The sequence below is a fragment of the Roseomonas rosulenta genome, assembly GCF_016106005.1.
GTDB classification, from domain to species: Bacteria; Pseudomonadota; Alphaproteobacteria; order Acetobacterales; family Acetobacteraceae; genus Neoroseomonas; species Neoroseomonas rosulenta.
In genome coordinates this window covers 1-16316 of record NZ_JACADR010000087.1, presented here as the reverse complement: position 1 = coordinate 16316, position 16316 = coordinate 1, and the positions used below count along the sequence as shown (strand labels likewise).

The following is a 16316-nucleotide window of genomic DNA, read 5'->3' as shown; positions in this document are numbered from 1 at the left end:
CGCGCCGCGTTGCGGTCGCGGAGGTCGCGGCGCTGGCGGCCGAAGCCGGTGCGCGGGCCGTCGTCATGCCGCACGCGGCGGTCGGATGGACAGCGGCGGCGCTGGCCCCGCTCGGCGCCGCGCTGGCCGCGCAGGGCATCGCGCTGCACGGGGTCCGGCGCGACTGGGACAGCCTGTGCTGGCCCCACGCGACCAAGGGTTTCTTTGCCTTCCGGGAGCGCATCCCGGGCTTCTGCGACGCGCTGGTCAGATCGCCGCGGGCGCCTTGAAGCCGCCTTCCTTCGCGAGGTCCGCCGCGCGCCACAGATACCAGGCCGCGGTGGTGCGGAACGGCGCCCAGGCCTGGCCGATCTCGCCGAGGGCGCGGGGCCTGGGCTGTTCCTCGAGCCCGGCGCCGACGCGCCAGCCCTCGCGGACGCCATAGTCGTCCACCGGCAGGACATCGGGCCGGCCGAGCGTGAAGATCAGCAGCATCTCGACCGTCCAGCGCCCGACACCGCGCAGCGGCACCAGGCGTTCGATCAGCGCCTCGTCCGACAGGCGGCGTGCCTCGGCGCGCGTGGGCACGATGCCGGCGGCGGCCTTCTCGGCGATGTCGCGGATCGCGAGCACCTTGTTGGCGGACAGGCCGCAGGCGCGCATCGCCTCGGGCGTGCGGGCCAGCACGGTGGCGGGGTCGGGAAAGCCGGTGCAGTCGCACATCGCGATGAAGCGACCCAGGATGGCTTCCGCCGCGCGGCCATGCACCTGCTGGTGCGCGATGGCGCGCACCAGCGCCTCGTAGGGCTGGCGCCGCGCCGGTGCCAAAGTGCAGGGCCCGACCCGGCGGATGACGCGCTTCAGCACCGGGTCGCGCCTGAGGTGCCGCAGCGCCTCGGGCGACCCGATCGTCACCGGAATACCAGGTGCGGCAGCGCCATCGTGATCCAGGGCACGTAGGTGATCACCATCAGGCAGGCGAAGATCACCGCGATGAACACGCCGAGGTAGCGCATCATCTGGTCCACGCCGCAGCGCGCCACCTGCGCGGCCGCGAACAGGTTCACGCCGAAGGGCGGCGTGATCATGCCCAGCGCGAGGTTCACCACCATGACCGTGCCGAAATGCACGCCGTCCACGCCGAGCCGTTCCGCCGCTTCCTGCAGAATGGGTGCAAGGACGATGATGGAGGCCGAGGTCTCGACGAACATGCCGACGACGAACAGGAACAGGTTCACGACCAGCAGGTAGTAGGCCGCGCTGTCGAAGGAGGTGGCGAGCCACGCGGCAGCCGCATCCGGCACGCCCTGGCGGTTCAGCAGCCAGGAGAACACCGCCGCACAGGCGATGATGAACATGATCACGGCACTGCTGATCACCGACTTGCGGAAGATGGGGAACAGGTCGCGCCAGCCGATCTCGCGGTGCAGGAACATGCCCACCAGCAGCGCATAGATGACCGCGAGCACCGAGGCCTCGGTCGGGGTGGTGATGCCGCCATAGATGCCGCCCAGAACCACCACCGGCATGAACAGCGCGAAGCCCGCCTGCTTGGTGGCGGTGGCGAAGGACAGGCGGCCGACGCCGTCCTGCTTGCCCCAGCCCTTCAGCCGGCACCACACCAGCACGGTCGCGATCAGCGCCCCGCCGATCAGGATGCCTGGCCCGAAGCCCGCGATGAACAGTTCCGGGATCGAGGTCTGGGTCGTCACGCCATACAGGATCATCGGGATCGAGGGCGGGATGATCACGCCGAGTTCCGCCGCCGTCGCCTGCAGCGCCGCGGCAAAGGCCACCGGATAGCCCGCGCGCACCAGCGCGGGGATCATGATCGACCCGATCGCGAAGGTGGTTGCGACCGAACTCCCGCTGATGGCCGCGAAGATCATGCAGGTGACCACGCAGGTGGCCGGCAGCCCGCCCTGGATGCCGCCCACGATGGACCGCGCGAACTCCACCAGGCGGCGCGAGATGCCGCCCACCTCCATCAGGTTGCCGGCCAGGATGAAGAAGGGAATGGCCGCCAGCGGAAAGCGGTCCAGCGCCACAAAGAGCTGCTGCGCGGCCACGATCAGCGGGAACGAAGTGAAGCCCGCGATGCCGACGATGGCAGCGATGCCGATGGCGATGGCGACGGGGATGCTGGCGGCGAAGAGCACCAGCATCGCGGTGAGCATGGCGCCGGACATTATGGTGTGCCCTCAGACGGCGGGCGCGGCCCAGCCGGGCCGCTTGCCTTCGCGCCATGCACTGGTGCGCTGGCGGCGACGGGTCGTCCGGGCGCGGTCGCGCCGTGCGCTCCCGGACCGCCGGCGGCGGTCCGCAAGGGTTTGGCGCGGATCATACGGCAAGGTCCAGTTCTTCGGAGCGCCGGTCGAGGAAATGCGCAACCGCCCCGATCATGGCGAAGGCGGCGCCCAGCGGGATGGCGGCATAGCCCCAGGACATCGAGACCTCGAGCCCCGCCATCTCCTGGAACTTCACGCGTTCGGCCATCATCCAGCCGAACCAGAACATCACGCCGAGCATGGACAGGCTGGCCGCCAGCGCCGCGGCCTCGAGCCCCCGGCGCAACGCGCCGCCCGAATAGCGGTGCGCGACGTCGATCGACACCAGCGCGCCGGCCCGCAATGCGACGGCGACACCGAGGAACGCCATCCAGATTAGCGCCGTGCGCACCAGCGCCTCGGACCAGACGGAGGGGGTCTCGGTGGCGAAGCGCGCCACCACCTGCCAGGCGCCGGCGAAGACCGCCACGCTCATCGCAATGCTTGCGAGCGCGGCTGCGATGCCGGTGGTGATGCGGTCGGCAGCCAGGATCGCGCGGCGCAGGCCCGCGCGCGGTCCATCGCCACTGCCGGCCCATAGGGCGAGGGCGACCGTGAGGAGGGTCGCCACCCCCGTCACCTGCAGCGGCAGCAGGTTCATCGCATTCATGGAGCCCCCCGGACGGGGCGCGGCGCCTGGCCGCGCCCCAATCACGTTACGTCACGCGCTGGTCAGTTCGCACGCCATTCGCGGATGCGCCGCAGCGTGGCGGCATCGAGCGTGCGCTCCCATTCGGCGAAGGCCGGGGCGAGCGCCGCCTGGAAGGCCGCCGTGTCCACCTCGGTGATCACGGTCATGCCGCGGCGGCGCAGTTCGGCAACGCCCGCCTCGTCATCCGCGGTCACGCGGGCGCGGTTGGCGGTCTGCGCCTCGACCGCCGCCTGCTGGAACAGCGCGCGGTCCGCCGCGTTCAGCCGCGCCATCATCGCCGGGTTGCAGATCATCACCTGCGGCGAATAGACGTGGCGGGTCAGCGTCATGAAGCGCTGCACCTGGTTCAGGTTGTTCGCCACGATCACCGAGATCGGGTTCTCCTGGCCATCCACCGTGCCCTGCTGCAGCGCCGGCACCAGCTCGGAGAAGGCCATCGGCGTGGGCAGCGCGCCGAGCTGCGTGAAGGCGCGCATGTGCACCTGGTTCTCCATGGTGCGGATCTTCAGGCCGCGGACGTCGGCGGGCGTGTTCACCTCGCGCCGGGAATTGGTCAGGTTGCGGAAGCCGTTCTCGATCCAGACCACGCCGACCAGGCCGCGGGCGGGGAAGCGCGCGAGCACCTGCTGGCCGATCTCGCCATCCAGCACGCCGCGCGCATGGGTCGCGTCGCGGAACAGGAAGGGCACGTCGAAGATGCGCACTTCCGGCACGAAGTTGCCGACCGGGCCGGTCGAGGTGAAGGTGCAGTCGATCGTGCCGATCTGCACGCTCTCGATCATCTCGCGTTCATTGTCGTTGCGCTGGGCAACCACCTTGTAGCGGCCATTGGTCAGGCGTTCGAAGGCGCTGGCGAAGGTGCTCGCGCCCACGCCGGTATGGCTGTTGGCAGGCAGCGCGTGCTGCACGGTGATCTGCGTCTGCGCCATCGCGGGGGCGGCGGCGAGTGGCGCAGCCAGGGCGGCGGCCAAAGCCAGCCGGCGGGTCAGGGTCATCGTTTCGTTTCCTCCGTGTTCACAGGACCGGTGACCCATAGCCGGGCGGCATCACCCCTGGCAACGGTCGCGCGGCAGGACCACGCGCCGCTGCCTTCTTTCCGGGCCGACTGCCCGCTTTGCGGCCCGCGCGCCGGGTCAGTGCGGCGGCGCGCCAGACCCATGCGGCGGCGGGATGGGCAGGCCGAGGCTCAGCACCTCGTTGGCGTTCTGCAGGCCTTCCCACATGAGCTCGAGCCCGATCCAGGCGATCAGCGCCACGCCGACATAGGCGATGATCTTGAAGCGGTCGAGCAGCCGCGCGAGGAAACCACCCAGCAGCCCCATCAGCACGATCGAGATCAGCAGGCCGATCACCAGCAGCACGATGTCGTTGCGCGCCACCGCAGCCACCGCAAGCACGTTGTCGAGGCTCATGGACACGTCGGCGATGACGATCTGCCACAGCGCGGCCGCCAGCGACTTCTCCTTCGTCTCGCCTTCCTCGCCAGTGGCTTCCTCGCCGTGGTGCAGCAATTCGCGCAGGAAGGTCCAGGCGATGTAGAGCAGCGCCGCGCCGCCGATGAAGGCAATCCACCAGAGGCCGAGAAGGTAGGTCGCGAAGACCGAGAAGATGATGCGCAACACCGCGGCGGCGATGATGCCGAACAGCACCGCGCGGCTGCGCTGGTGGGCCGGAAGCCCCGCGGCGGCCATGCCGATCACCACCGCGTTGTCGCCCGACAGCACGATGTTCAGCCACATGATTTCGAGAAAGCGCGGCATCGCCGCGATGATCGTTTCCATCAACAACTCCCGGCGCCGCCCTCGCATCGGGGCGGCCATAATGGGCGGACGCTAGACACCGCGCGCCGCGCGGCAAGTTTCAAGCATGCAATGCGCCGTCCATGCGCATCCGCGCAATGCAACGTCCATGCGCATCCGCGCAATGCAACGTCCATGCGCATCCGCGCAATGCAACGTCCATGCGCATCCGCGCAATGCAACGTCCATGCGCATCCGCGCTCAGTCGGGGCGGATGCCGCTCTCGCGCGCGATGCGCGCCCAGCGCTCGGCATCCTCGTTCAGCCAGGGCTGCAACTCGGCAGGCGGAATGATCAGCGGCTCGGTGAAATTCGCCTTCAGGCGATCGAGCATCGCCGCATCCATCGCGCGGGTGAAGGCGTCCTGCAGCCGGGCCAGCACCGGCGCGGGCACGCGCGCCTGCGTCAGCACGCCGTTCCAGACACTCAGGTGATAGCCGGGCACACCCGATTCCGCGAGGGTGGGCACCTCGGCCAGCGCGCCGAGCCGGCGATTCATGGTGACCGCCAGCGCCTTCACCGACCCACCGCGGATATGCGGCGTGGAGGTGGCGGAGGCATCGAAGAGCAGGTCGAGATCCCCCGCGATCATCGCCGCCACCGCGGGCGAGGACCCGCGATAGGGCACGTGCACCACCTCGAGCCCCGCCATGCGCGTGAGCATCACCTGCGACAGGTGCGAGGACGACCCGTTGCCGACCGAGCCGAACAGGATGCGGCCCGGCTCCGCCTTCATGCGCGCGATCGCCTCCTGCGCATTGGCCGGGTTCCAGCGGCGCGGGTTGCAGACCAGCACGTTGGGCATGTCCGCCATCATGCCCACGCCCACCAGGTCGCGCCGCGGATCAAAGGACGGGTCCGGATACAGCACCGGGTTGACGCCCTGCGTCGCCATGGTGCCGAGGAGCAACGTGTGCCCGTCGGGTTCGGCCTGCGCCGCGCTCTTGGCGCCGATGTTGCCGCCGGCGCCCGGGCGGTTCTCGACCACGACGGCCTGGCCAAGGTGGCGGCTCATTGCTTCCGCCGCCAGGCGGCCCATGATGTCGGTCACGCCGCCCGGCGGATAGGGCACGATCATGCGCAGCGGCTTGTTCGGGAAGCCGGGCTGCGCGCGCAGCGCGGGCGCGGCGAGAAGGCCGGCGGTGGCGGCCAGCGCCACGCGGCGGGACATGCGGGTCATGGCGGTTCACTCCCAGGGTCTTGTTTTTCGCAGGGAAAGCCTGTCCCGCCGCGCTCCGCGACGCAAGCCCGCGGTCAGCGCAGCAGCGCCATCGCCGCCCAGCCGATCACGAGCACCGCCGCCATCGAGGGCAGCAGCAGCCGCCATACCTGCGCCGGGCGCGTTCCGTCGCCGAGCAGCCCACACACAAGCGCGGTGACGCCGACCGACATCCCCGCCCCTGCGGCCCCGGCGAAATTATGCACCGCGGGCGCGAGCAGCGGCGGCAGGCCGGCGGCAAGCCCAAGCGCCTTCTGCACCGGCATGAGCGCGGCATTGGACCCGACATTGCTGCCCGTCACGAGCCCGCCCAGCAGGCCGAGCGGCGGCACGGCATAGGGTGCGGCCTGCCCCAGCGCCTCCGCCGCCGCCTGCGCCAGGGCGCCCGTGGCGCCGCTGCCTGCCATCCAGCGCGCCAGCAGCACGTACAGCAGCAGCACCAGTGCAGGCCGCGCCGCGCGCCGCAGCGCGCCGGTGGCGCGCCGGCGGGGCGCATCGCTCAGTGCCAGCATCGAGGCCGAGACCACCAGCAGCACGATCGCCACATGCGTCACCGGAAACGCCGGCAGCGCGCCATAGGGCTGCCAGGCCGGCGGTTCGGGCACCGCCCGCGCGCCGAGCAAGGCCACAGTCAGCAGCGCATAGGGCGCCAGCGCGCGGCCCGCCCGCGCCCAGTCCGCGGCATCGCGCGGCGGATCCGCGCACCACAGCGCAAACAGCAGTGGCGCGCCGGAGGCGAGGATACCCAGAACCTCGAAGGGCAGCACCCAGTGACCGGCCACCAGGAGCGCCGCCATCACCCCCAGCATCGCCATCTGCGCCCGGCGTTCCGGGCCGGGCACGGGCACGCCCGCCGCCGCGCAGAGCCGCCAGCAGACAGGCCCGAGCGCCAGCAGCCAGGCGGCGTTGGGCAGCGCGGTCAGCGCCGCGATCTGCTGCGCGGGAACGCCCACCAGCACCGCCCCCAGCGCCGTGCCGGGGCCCAGCCCGCCCCAGGGAATCATGCACAGCGCCAGCAGCGCCAGGGCGACGGCTGGCGGCCCGCGAAGCCCCATGCCGCGCAGCGCTGCCAGGGCGAAGACCGCGCCGACCGCGAAGCCGGTCACGCTCTCCATGAACACGCCCATCAGCAGCGTGGCGGTGAAGATCGCGCGCGGCGTCGCGGTGGCGGGCGTGGCGGCGCCATCACGGCCTTCGACCGCCGCATGGAACAGCAGCCCGCCGACCACGACGCCGATCGGCTGCACCGCCAGGAAGGTGCCGCGCAGCGCTTCATCGACCAGGAAGGGCAGCAGGCCAGCGTCGCCCGGCAGCGAGACGAAGGCCGCCGGCAGCGTCGCCGCCAGCGCCACCAGCACCGCCACCAGCGGCCCGGCGCGGCCCGACACCAGCAGCCCGAGCAGCAGCAGCAGCGGCGCGGATTGCACGAGCAGCGTCATGCCGCCCCCCCACGCCAGCGCACCGGGGTGATCACGCCTCCAGCACGAAGGTCTTGCCGACCGCGCCTGGCACCACGACGGCGTCGCCATAGGCGCGCTCCAGCGCGTTCAGCGCGCGCCAGCCCGTGCAGTGGGAAGGGAACATCCAGCGCAACCCGAAGCCGCCAAGATCCGCCACGGTCTGCGGGATGATGCGTTCGTTCGTGCCCGATAGATGGAAGCCGCCCATCGCCGCCAGGAGCGGCACGCCGGGCATCAGACGGCGCGCTTCGTGCAGCACGTTGACGATGCCGGTGTGCGAGCAGGCGGAGAACACCACCAGCCCCTTGCCGCGCAGGTTCACCGCGACGAAGCGCTCGTCGTGCAGCCATTCGTCGGGTTGCCAGGGCGCGTCTTCGGCATCGCGCGCGACCTGGCCGGGCAGGCCCACTTCATACGCCGTCACGCGGGGAATCTCGCCGCTCACCAGCACATGGCCGGCGATCACAGCGGGTTCGCGCGAGACCTGCGGGTCCGCACCCATCGCGGCCCATTCGGCGGGCGCGGGCACGCGGTCCATCGGCAGCACACCGCCATCGGGCTGGCGCGACCCGCGCTCGCGGAACATGCCCGGGTGCAGGTGCAGCGGCACTGCCCGCCCGCCATTGGCCGCGCGCGTCATCGCGATCGCCTGCGGCAGGCCGCCCGCATGGTCCCAGTGGCCGTGCGAGAGCACCATCTCCTCGATCGCGCCGAAATCAACGCCGAGTCGCGTCCCGTTGCGCTCGACCGCGTAGTCCACCGGCCCGCCGTCGAACAGCACGGAGCGGCGCTCGCCCGCGGCCTCGACCGTGATGACCAGAGCCAGGCCGTGATTGGCGCAGCACAACGACCCGCCGGCGACGCGCTTCATGCCCTTCTGCTGCAGCCAAACCCATTCGCGCGTGACGAAAGACGGTGTCGAGGACAGGCTGTCGGTGACGTTGTCGATCAGCGTGGTGATCTCGATGCGGTCCACCGCCGGAGGTGCGAGCATGCCTGCGTTCCTTCCCCAACCCTACGCAGCCTATGGCAGCAACCTGTGGCACGACCAGATGCGCCGGCGCTGCCCGGATGCGCGCGTGGCGGGACACGTGCTGCTGGAAGGCTGGCGCCTCGTGGTGCGCAAGTATGCGCTGATCGAACGCGATCCGACCGCGGCCTGTCCGGTCGGGCTGTGGTACGTCACCGCGGCGTGCCTTGCGTCGCTGGACCGCCACGAAGGCCCGCACACCTACAGGCGCACGCAAGTCCCACTGCCTGGCGGAAGGATGGCCTGGACCTACGAGGAGATTCGCATCCGCCCCGGCCCGCCGGCAGCCGAATATGTGGGGCGGCTGCGCAAAGGCTATGCCGATTTCCGGTTCGACATGGCGGTGCTCGAAGCCGCCATCGCCGAATCGGGCTTCAGCGCCGCCGCGCCTCCGCGACCGTGACCACCACGGCGCCGGACAGGATCACGGCCGCGCCCAGCCATGTCCAGCCATCCGGCACCTCGTTGAAGATCGCCCAGCCGAAGCCCGCCACCACGATCAGGCGCAGGTACTGGAACGGCGCGATGGCCGAGGCCTCGCCGTATCGGTAGGCGCTAGTGATGAGCCAGATGATGCCCGGCGCGAAGCCGGCGACCGCGGCCAGGATCAGCACATCCACCAAGCCGAGCGGCACCCAGGCCATGAATGCGAAGGGCGCGGAGCCCGCGGTCGTCACCAGCCCCACCCAGGCCATGATGGTGGTGTTGCGGTCCTGCTGCGCCAGCACGCGCGAGGAGAGCGTGATGCCGCACCAGGTCACCGCCGAGGCGATCGCCAGCGCGACGCCCGGCATCGAGACGGTGGTCCCCGGCCGCAGCATCACCGCAACACCGATAAACCCCACGATGGTGCCGGCCCAGCGCCAGCGGTCCACACGTTCGCCCAGCACGGGTCCCGCCAGCAGCGTGGTGAACATCACGTTGGTGAAGGACAGGACGGTTGCGGTCGCGAGGTCGAGCGGCCCGAAGGAGGCATAGTAGAAGCCCCAGGTGAGCAGCGAGGAGGAGCCGCGCAGCAGGTGCAGCCCAGGGCGCTGTGTACGGAATACGGCCAACCCGCTGGCCGCGATGATCGGCGCCACCCAGACCAGCTGGCCGAGCGAACGCGCGAAGACCTGCACCTCGACCGGGATGCCGCGCGCGGTCATCAGGCGGATGGCCAGCGCCTCGGCGGCGAACAGGATGGCCGCCACCGCCATCAGCGCGCCGCCACGCAGATTGCCCGAACGACCCTGGAACATTGACGGCGGCTGCCTCCGGCGTAGCGTCAGCCAGATAGCGGCGCCGCTTGCGCCGCGTCCAGGCAGGAAGGGGATGGCATGGCGAAGGAAGCGGAAGCGGCGGCGGCACGGGAGGCGGTGGATCACGGGCCGATCCTGATCTGGGGCGCGGGCGCGATCGGGGGCACGATCGGCGCCGCGCTCGTGCGGGCGCGGCACGCCGTGGTCTTCGTGGACATCGAGGCGGACCACGTCGCCGCCATCGCCGACCCGGCGCGTGGCCTGTCCATCGAGGGCCCGGTCGATCCGCACCGCATCGTCGCACCGGCCTTCACGCCGGACCGCGTCCAGGGCACCTACCGGCGCATCTTCCTCTGCGTGAAGGCGCACCACACGGAGGCCGCCTGTCGCGCATTGCTGCCGCACCTGGCACCGGACGGCTACGTGCTGTCGCTGCAGAACGGGCTGTGCGAGACCATCATCGCGCCGATCGTGGGCGCCGAGCGCACGCTCGGCTGCTTCGTGAACTTCTCCGCCGACTGGCACGGGCCCGGGCGGATCCTGTATGGCGGCCGCGGCGCGCTGGTGCTCGGCGAGCTCGACGGCGCCACCACGCCGCGCCTGACCGCGCTTCACGCGCTGCTGCGCGACACCTTCGAGCCCCGGGCGATCATCACCGACAATATCTGGGGATACCTCTGGGGCAAGCTCGGCTACGGGGCGATGCTATTTGCCCAGGCGCTGGGCGAGAAGGGCATCGCCGATTGCCTCGCGCGCCCGGAACTGCTGCCGCTGTGGCGCGCGCTGGGCAGCGAAGCGATCGCGGTGGCGCGCGCGGAAGGCGTTACACCGCTCGGCTTCAACGGCTTCGACCCGGCGGCGTTCTCGCCGGGCGCGACCGAGGCGCAGGCGGCGGCCTCCGTTGCCGCGATGGTCGAATTCAATCGCCCCAACGCCAAGACGCATTCGGGCGTCTGGCGCGACCTCTGGGTGCGCAAGCGGCGCACGGAGGTCGATGTGCAGATCGCGCCCATCGCCGAGATCGGCGCAAAGCACGGCCTGCCCTGCCCGGCCGTGCGCCGCCTTGTCGCAATGACCCATGAATGCGAAGCCGGCACGCGACCGATGTCGGATGCCAATCTCACGGAGCTGCTGCCATGAAGGAATACGATTTCGCCGGTACGGTGGTGGCCGTCACCGGGGCCGGCCATGGCTTCGGGCGCGCCATCGCGCAGTCCTTCGCGGCGCTGGGGGCGCAGGTCTTCGCGACCGATCTCTCGGCCGCGGAACTGGAGGAGACCGCCGACCATCCCGGCGCGATCCACACCAGCGCCTTCGACCTGACCGCGCCGGGCGCCGCGAAGGCGTGGATCGCCGATATCGAGAAGCATGCGGAAGCGCCGGTGGGCGTGCTGGCGTCGAATGCCGGCGGCGTGCGCGGCCAGGTGATGCGCCCGGTGGAAGACGTGCCCGAAAGCGACTGGCACGACATCATCGCGATCAACCTGCATGCGCATTTCCTGCTCGCGCAGGCGGTCGCGCCGGGGATGAAGCGGGCGGGGCATGGCCGGATCGTGACCATCAGCAGCGGCGCGGGGCTGCAGCCCTCGCGCACCGGCATCCAGGCCTATACCAGCGCGAAGCATGGCCTGATCGGGCTGACGCGCCAGCTGGCGCACGAGCTCGGCCCGCATGGCATCAACGTGAACAGCGTCGCGCCGGGGCTGATCCTGTCGAACCCGTCCTCCATCAAGCAGTGGGAGGCCTATGGCACGGAGGGACAGGCGCGGGTGATGTCCTCCATCGCGCTGCGCCGGCTCGGCGAAGCGGAGGACATCGCGAATGCGGTGCTGTTCCTGGCCTCTCCCATGGCAAATTATGTGAATGGGCAGGTATTGAGCGTCGACGGCGGCAAGTAGTCGAATTGCCTTGGCCGGCGGCGACGGCGCATCCTACCCTCGTTACATGGCCGAGTTTGTGGAAACGATCATCATCGGCGGTGGCCAGGCCGGCCTCGCCATGAGCCACCACCTCGCGCAACGCGGGCGCGAGCACGTGATCCTGGAGCGCGCGCGCATCGCCGAGCGATGGCGCAGCGAGCGCTGGGATTCACTCCACTTCCAGGTCCCGAACGTCATGCTGCGGCTGCCCGGCCAGGTGTATGCGGGCGACGATCCGCTTGGCTTCACGCATCGCGACGGCGTCGTCCGGTTCATCGTGGACTATGCGGTGCGCAACGCCGCCCCGGTGCGCTGCGGGGTGGAGGTCACAAGACTGCGGCGCGCCGACAGCGGCCGCCTGCGCGTCGAGGCCGGGCCGCTGACCATGGAAGCATCGAACGTCGTCCTGGCCACCGGCCCCTGGCAATCCCCGCGCGTGCCCGAGGGCGCGGCCACGGTTCCGCCCCGCATCCACCAGATCACGGCGAACCGCTACGGCTCGGCGGCGGACCTTCCGCCCGGAGGCGTGCTGGTGGTCGGGTCGGGGGCCTCGGGCTACCAGATCGCGGACGACCTGCTCCAGCAGGGGCGCGCGGTGCACTACGCGCTGCGCGGCCATCGTCGCGTGCCGCGGCGCTACCGTGGGCGCGACATCAGCCTGTGGAATGACGCCATGGGCATGAACAGCCGCCTCGCCTCGACCCTTCCTCCCGGCGTCCGATCGCCACTGATCACCGGCGCCATGGGGGGGCACACAGCCGACATACGCCGCCTTGCCCGCCAGGGCGCGACGCTTCTCGGCAGCCTGCGCGGGATCGAGAATGGCCACATCGTCCTGAACCCGGACCTCAACGCCAACCTGGCCGCCGGGGATGCCGCCCTGCGCGACGCGATCGCCGATATCGACGCCTTCATCGCCGCACAGGGGATCGACGCGCCGCCCGATGCCGAGACGAAGGCCGAGGCCGCCGCGATGCACGCCCCGGTGGAGCAGGTCGAGTCGCTCGACCTCGAAGCGGCCGGGATCGGCAGCATCGTCTGGTCGCTCGGCTATCGCTTCGATCTCGGCTGGGTCGACTGCCCGATCCTCGACGGCAACGGGGCGCCGGTGCAGCAGCGCGGCGTCACGGCCGAACCCGGCCTCTACGTTCTCGGCCTGCATCGGATGCACACGCTGGCCTCGGGGTTCCTGTGGGGAGTCGGCGCCGACGCCGAGTACTTGGCCGACCATATCGTCGGCCGCGGCTGATCATGCGCGCTGCCAGTCCGGCGAATCGGCGACGCGCGAGCCATGGGTGGCCTTTGGCCCGGCAGGCCAGGCGCGGGTGCCGGGCTCGATCGCGCTGCGGCGGCTCGGCGAGCCGCAGGACATTGCGAATACGGTGCTGCTCCTGGCTTCGCCCAGTGCGAATTACGTGAATGGGCAGGTATTGAGCCTCGACGGCGGCAAGTAGGCGAATTGCCTTGGCTGGCGGCGACGGCGCATCCTAGCCTCGCTAAATGGCCGAGTTCATCGAGACGATCATCGTCGGTGGTGGTCAGGCTGGCCTTTCCATGAGCCACCACCTCGCGCAACGCGGGCGCGAGCATGTGATCCTGGAACGCGCGCGCATCGCCGAGCGATGGCGCAGCGAGCGCTGGGATTCGCTTCATTTCCAGTTTCCCAACCGCATGATGCGACTTCCGGGCCAGGCCTATGCCGGGTCGGACCCGGACGGCTTCACCCATCGCGACGACGTCGTCCGCTTTATCGTGGACTATGCGGTGCGGAACGCCGCCCCGGTGCGCTGCGGAGTCGAGGTTACCGGGCTGCGTCGCACCGACAGCGGCCGCCTGCGCGTCGAGGCCGGGCCGTCGACAATGGAGGCCGCGAACGTCGTCGTCGCGACCGGCCCCTACCAGGTGCCGAAACTGCCGCCAGCCGCCGCGGCCCTGCCGCGTGGCATCCACCAGGTCACGGCGAACCGCTACACGAACCCCGCGGAGTTGCCGCCGGGCGGAGTCCTGGTCGTCGGTTCCGGTGCGTCGGGGTTCCAGATCGTCGAGGACCTTCTTCATGGCGGGCGGCGCGTGCACTACGCGCTACGCGGCCATCGACGCGTTCCGCGCCACTATCGCGGGCGGGACTTCGGCATCTGGAACGAGGAGATGGGCTTCACGAACAGGGTGGCGAGCACCATCCCGCCCGGCTTCCGGCCGCCGCTCATCACGGGGCACAGGGGCGGCCACACGGCGAATGTCCGAGACCTTGCGCAACGCGGCGTCACGCTGCTCGGCAGCCTGCGTGGCGTCGAGGACGGGCAGGCATTCCTCAATGCCGACCTGAACGCCAGCCTCGAGCGTGGCGATGCGGAGTTCAGGACGACGCTGCGCGAGATCGACGCCTATATCGAGGATGAGCGCATCGAGGCCCCGCGCGACGAGGCCGCCGAGGCCGAGGCCCGTCGCCCCGGCGAGCGGGTCGCGGAGACCGAAGCGATCGACCTCGCCGCGGCAGGCATCACCAGCGTCGTCTGGGCACTCGGATATGGGGTCGATTTCGCGTGGATCGACTGCCCGGTGCGGGATGATCGGGGCGCCCTGATCCACGACCGCGGGATCACGCGCGAGCCGGGCCTGATGTTCCTGGGCCTCGCGCGGATGCACAAGATCAAGTCCGCCTTCCTCTGGGGCGTCGGCGAGGATGCGGAACACCTCGCCGAGCACATCGTCGGGCGCGCCTGATCCCGCGCGCGGTCAGTCCAGCGACGCCAGCAGCCCCGCCATCAGCCGCGCCCGCGGCACCAGGCTGTCGACCAGCACATGCTCCTCGAGCGTGTGCGCCATGGCGCCCTGCACGCCGAGGCCATCGAGCGTCGTCACGCCCATCGCGCCGGTGAAGTTGCCATCCGACCCGCCGCCGCTCGACTGCGGGTTGATGTCGTAGCCGATGCTGTTGGCGATCTTCCGCGCATGCGCGAACAGCGCCATGCCCTTTGCATCCGCCTCCCACACCGGCCGCGTCACGCCGCGCGTCACCTCGAGCTGCACGTCGTTGGCCGAGGAGCGCAGCGCGAGCATCCGCGCCACGCCGGCATCCAGGTCCTCCTGCCGCTTGGCCATGGACAGGGCCTCGGCCTCGCAGGTGGTGGTCACGCAATTCACCCACTGGCCGCCATGGATGACGCCGACCGAGAAGGTGCAGTCATCCGTCGTCATCTCCTCGATGGCGAGGATCTGCCGCGCCATCTCGCGGATCGCGCTGCGCCCTTCGGCCAGCCGCGCCCCGGCATGGGACGGCCGCCCCGTCGTCCTGAGGTTGAAGCGCGCGATGGCGTAGCGCCCGGTGACCACGCCGCCATCCGGGCGCGCGGGTTCGGGCACCAGCACGTACTTGTTGCGCGACGCCTCGGCCTCGATGATGTCGCGCGTGGAGGGGCTGCCGATCTCCTCGTCGCTGGTCAGCAGGAAGGTGACGGGCAGCTTCGTCTGCATGCCGGCCGCGAGGATCAGGCGGATCGCCTCCACGCTGATCACCGTCCCACCCTTCATGTCGAGGATGCCCGGGCCGTAGCAGCGGTTCCCCTCGCGCCGGATCGGCAGCTTCGCCAGCGTGCCGACCGGATGCACGGTGTCGAGATGCGCCATGACGCAGATGCCCGGCGCCGCATCGCCGGCCGGGTGCGGGAAGCGCGCGCGCACGCAGTCGCCGAGACCCATGCGGCCCGGGATGCGATCGATCCGCGCGCCGAGCAATGCAAGGTCGCGCGCCGCTAGGTCCATCATGCGGTTCACCGCCGCGGCGTCGAAGGTCGGGCTCTCGCAGGCGGCCCAGCGCGTGAGGCGCGCCAGGATGTCCTCGACGTCGAAGGGCAGCTCGGTGGCGGGAAATTCGGTCATGTCGCTTCGCTCCACGGTGTTGCACCGCAGACTTCACCGCCCCGGCGCGCACCGCAAGACCGCCCCGCCTTCGCCGCCGCGCGCGCCGCGTGCTAGCACTGCGTGCATGAGCGCCCCCCTCCGCCCACGCCCGCGCCCCGTCCCGCAGACCGGCCCCGCCGTCTGGGCCGCGGCCGACCTGACAGCTGCCGACTGGATGGTGCCGGTGGGCATGGAGGAAGCGGCGGAGCTCGAGGCGGCGCTGACCGCGGCGCAGGCCGCGGCGCCGGTGCCGCCACTGCCGCGCCTGGCGCCGATCCTGGCGGATGTCGCGGCGCGTCTCGATACCGGGCGCGGCTTCTGCCTGCTGCGCGGCCTGCCCTTCGACCGCCACGGCGCGGCGGCGGCGGAGGCGGCGCTCGTGGCGCTCGGCGAACATCTGGGCCGGCCGCTCGTGCTCGGCGGCGCGGCCGTGTCCCGCCTGACCGGCCCGCCTGCGGAGGAATCCGGCACAGCCTCCGGACCGCCGCGCTTCCACATCGAGGCCTGCGACGCCATCGCCCTGCTCTGCCTCGTGAACGGGCCGGAGGCGCCGCCACATGTGCTGGTCTCGGCCGGCGCCGTGCACAACGAGGTGATGCGCCGCGACCGTGCCGCGCTCGCCGAGCTCTATGAACCCGCGCCGCTGCTCGAGGATGGCGCGACGGCGGCGCGCGCCGTCTTCACCATGACCGGCGGCGCCTTCGCCGCGCGCTACACGCGCACCGCGGTCGAGGCCGCGGCCGCGCTGCCGCAGCCCGGCGCCCAGCCGCTGCCGGCCGGCCTGGCCCCGG

16 protein-coding genes and 2 pseudogenes are annotated in these 16316 nt (G+C 71.1%); 8 read left to right on the top strand and 10 right to left on the bottom strand.

What is annotated here, in order from left to right:
• A pseudogene (locus tag HW578_RS12620) lies at nucleotides 1-269 on the top strand (hypothetical protein); the annotation flags it as partial.
• On the opposite strand, the gene HW578_RS12615 reads toward HW578_RS12620, so the two are convergent.
• From HW578_RS12615 to HW578_RS12580, 8 genes are all read right to left on the bottom strand, one after another.
• The gene (locus HW578_RS12615; protein ID WP_198370905.1) at nucleotides 247-888 is read right to left on the bottom strand and encodes a DNA-3-methyladenine glycosylase family protein; all 642 of its coding nucleotides are present in this window, start codon (nucleotides 886-888) and stop codon (nucleotides 247-249) included. The pseudogene HW578_RS12620 and the gene HW578_RS12615 sit on opposite strands and share 23 nt — an antisense overlap.
• Before the next feature lie 2 nt (nucleotides 889-890).
• Nucleotides 891-2168 (bottom strand): TRAP transporter large permease, encoded by a 1278-nt coding sequence (locus HW578_RS12610; protein ID WP_198370902.1) that lies wholly within the window; start codon nucleotides 2166-2168, stop codon nucleotides 891-893.
• 151 nt (nucleotides 2169-2319) lie between these two features.
• The gene (locus tag HW578_RS12605; RefSeq protein ID WP_198370901.1) at nucleotides 2320-2907 is read right to left on the bottom strand and encodes a TRAP transporter small permease; all 588 of its coding nucleotides are present in this window, start codon (nucleotides 2905-2907) and stop codon (nucleotides 2320-2322) included.
• Nucleotides 2908-2978: 71 nt separating this feature from the next.
• Nucleotides 2979-3953, bottom strand: a complete 975-nt coding sequence (locus HW578_RS12600) for a DctP family TRAP transporter solute-binding subunit (protein ID WP_198370900.1) — start codon at nucleotides 3951-3953, stop codon at nucleotides 2979-2981.
• 138 nt (nucleotides 3954-4091) lie between these two features.
• Complete coding sequence (locus tag HW578_RS12595) at nucleotides 4092-4739, bottom strand: YjbE family putative metal transport protein (RefSeq protein WP_198370899.1); 648 nt, start codon at nucleotides 4737-4739, stop codon at nucleotides 4092-4094.
• A 219-nt stretch (nucleotides 4740-4958) separates the two neighbouring features.
• Nucleotides 4959-5936 carry a Bug family tripartite tricarboxylate transporter substrate binding protein gene (locus HW578_RS12590; protein WP_198370898.1) on the bottom strand — a complete coding sequence of 326 codons (978 nt, stop codon included), beginning with the start codon at nucleotides 5934-5936 and terminating at the stop codon, nucleotides 4959-4961.
• A 74-nt stretch (nucleotides 5937-6010) separates the two neighbouring features.
• A complete protein-coding gene (locus HW578_RS12585; RefSeq protein ID WP_198370897.1) occupies nucleotides 6011-7414 on the bottom strand; it encodes an L-lactate permease in 1404 nt (467 codons plus the stop codon).
• A gap of 31 nt (nucleotides 7415-7445) precedes the next feature.
• Nucleotides 7446-8429, bottom strand: a complete 984-nt coding sequence (locus HW578_RS12580) for an MBL fold metallo-hydrolase (protein WP_198370896.1) — start codon at nucleotides 8427-8429, stop codon at nucleotides 7446-7448.
• Between HW578_RS12580 and HW578_RS12575 the strand changes: the two genes are divergently transcribed.
• A complete protein-coding gene (locus HW578_RS12575) occupies nucleotides 8428-8868 on the top strand; it encodes a gamma-glutamylcyclotransferase family protein (RefSeq protein ID WP_198370895.1) in 441 nt (146 codons plus the stop codon). The genes HW578_RS12580 and HW578_RS12575 overlap by 2 nt on opposite strands.
• On the opposite strand, the gene HW578_RS12570 is transcribed toward HW578_RS12575, so the two are convergent.
• Nucleotides 8840-9706, bottom strand: coding sequence for a DMT family transporter (locus tag HW578_RS12570; protein WP_232478915.1), 867 nt, complete (start codon nucleotides 9704-9706; stop codon nucleotides 8840-8842). The two genes, HW578_RS12575 and HW578_RS12570, sit on opposite strands and share 29 nt — an antisense overlap.
• Nucleotides 9707-9784: 78 nt before the next feature.
• Between HW578_RS12570 and HW578_RS12565 the strand changes: the two genes are divergently transcribed.
• From HW578_RS12565 to HW578_RS12550, 5 genes are read left to right on the top strand one after another with little or no spacing between them, the layout of a single operon-like run.
• Nucleotides 9785-10846 (top strand): ketopantoate reductase family protein, encoded by a 1062-nt coding sequence (locus HW578_RS12565; protein ID WP_198370894.1) that lies wholly within the window; start codon nucleotides 9785-9787, stop codon nucleotides 10844-10846.
• Nucleotides 10843-11604 carry an SDR family NAD(P)-dependent oxidoreductase gene (locus HW578_RS12560; RefSeq protein WP_198370893.1) on the top strand — a complete coding sequence of 254 codons (762 nt, stop codon included), beginning with the start codon at nucleotides 10843-10845 and terminating at the stop codon, nucleotides 11602-11604. The genes HW578_RS12565 and HW578_RS12560 overlap by 4 nt, the downstream gene beginning before the upstream one ends.
• 46 nt (nucleotides 11605-11650) lie before the next feature.
• Nucleotides 11651-12874, top strand: a complete 1224-nt coding sequence (locus HW578_RS27835; RefSeq protein WP_232478914.1) for a flavin-containing monooxygenase — start codon at nucleotides 11651-11653, stop codon at nucleotides 12872-12874.
• Nucleotides 12875-12920: 46 nt separating this feature from the next.
• Nucleotides 12921-13079, top strand: coding sequence for an SDR family oxidoreductase (locus HW578_RS27830; RefSeq protein ID WP_408906250.1), 159 nt, complete (start codon nucleotides 12921-12923; stop codon nucleotides 13077-13079).
• Nucleotides 13080-13125: 46 nt separating this feature from the next.
• On the top strand, nucleotides 13126-14349 hold the full coding sequence (locus HW578_RS12550; RefSeq protein ID WP_198370892.1) for a flavin-containing monooxygenase: 1224 nt from the start codon (nucleotides 13126-13128) through the stop codon (nucleotides 14347-14349).
• 12 nt (nucleotides 14350-14361) lie between these two features.
• Here HW578_RS12550 and HW578_RS12545 read toward each other — a convergent pair whose 3' ends face one another.
• Nucleotides 14362-15504, bottom strand: a complete 1143-nt coding sequence (locus HW578_RS12545; protein ID WP_198370891.1) for a M20/M25/M40 family metallo-hydrolase — start codon at nucleotides 15502-15504, stop codon at nucleotides 14362-14364.
• A gap of 106 nt (nucleotides 15505-15610) precedes the next feature.
• On the opposite strand from HW578_RS12545, the pseudogene HW578_RS12540 reads away from it, so the two are divergent.
• Nucleotides 15611-16316 (top strand): annotated as a pseudogene (locus HW578_RS12540) (hypothetical protein); the annotation flags it as partial.